General features: G+C 47.2%; 2 protein-coding genes. Both read right to left on the bottom strand.

The window, feature by feature from the left end:
• A partial coding sequence (locus tag R7Q38_RS24590) for an ABC transporter ATP-binding protein (protein WP_318114686.1) occupies positions 1-813 on the bottom strand: 813 nt, incomplete at its 3' end.
• 47 nt (positions 814-860) lie between these two features.
• On the bottom strand, positions 861-1,085 hold a 225-nt coding region (locus tag R7Q38_RS24585; protein ID WP_411913409.1), incomplete at its 5' end, for an oligopeptide/dipeptide ABC transporter ATP-binding protein.

The raw sequence follows: 1,085 nt of genomic DNA, 5'->3' as shown, positions 1-1,085 counted from the left end.
TGATGGATCTGGAACCGCAGATACCAACAGTTGCGTATATGGGTGTTGAGGATCGTGAATGATTTCTTCAGTATCGCCCCATTCAACCATGTGACCTACGTACATGACCGCGAGATCTTCAGCAATGTAACGCGCTGTTGCGATGTCGTGAGTGATGTAAAGCAGAGACATTTGTTTCTCGAACTTCATCTCTTCCATCAAGTTCAGAACACCGGCACGGATTGATACATCGAGCATCGATGTTGGCTCATCCGCCAATACCACTTCTGCACCAACTGCGATGTTACGAGCTAGGTTTACACGTTGACGCTGGCCGCCAGATAGCTGGTGCGGGAACTTTTGCGCCGTTTCTTTTGGTGGAATAAGACCAACTTGTTCAAGTAGGTCGTACACACGCTCTTCCAGTTCTTTCTTGTTGCCCGGTGCTACTTTCTTATGAATCAGCAGCGGGCGCGCAATATGGTGGAAGATATTGTGCGTTGGGTTTAGCGAGCCAAATGGGTCTTGCCACACCATTTGTACGCCTTCACGATACGCCATCAAGTCTTGTCTTGAGGTGATGTCTTGAATATCACGCCCTTTGTACTCAATGATGCCGTCAGTAGGTGCGTACATTTTTGCAATCATTTTAGCGGTGGTCGATTTACCTGAACCAGATTCGCCCACTACTGACAAACCGCGGCTTTTGTACATTTTGAAAGATACGTCGTTGATAGCACGCATCTTTGACTGCTTGATTGAGTTACTGTTTAAAGGGAAGTCCTTAACGACGTTTTTACCCTCAACCAGCAGTTCGCCGAGTTGTTTGCTCATAATTCTCTCCAGTGTAATTTTGTTCTTAGCTAGCGTGACTTCTGGTTTTAAACCTTGGCTTGAGCAATCGTATCGCCGTACAAGTGGCAGTTTGAATAACGACCAGGTTCAATTTGACGCAGCTGAGTCGGTACTCGTGTACAAGCTTCGTGGACACGGTCACAGTGAGCTTGGAAGCGGCAGCCTTGAGGAATCTCTAATAGGTTCAAAGGGTTGCCTGGAATACCAGTCAATTTGGTCTTAGGACCAGTTAGTGGAGGGAAAGAGCTACC

It is taken from the genome of Vibrio sp. Vb0598 (assembly GCF_033338935.1).
Taxonomy (GTDB): Bacteria; Pseudomonadota; Gammaproteobacteria; order Enterobacterales; family Vibrionaceae; genus Vibrio; species Vibrio alginolyticus.
The sequence above is the reverse complement of the archived record's forward strand: the minus strand, read 5'-3'. Positions and strand labels throughout refer to the sequence as shown.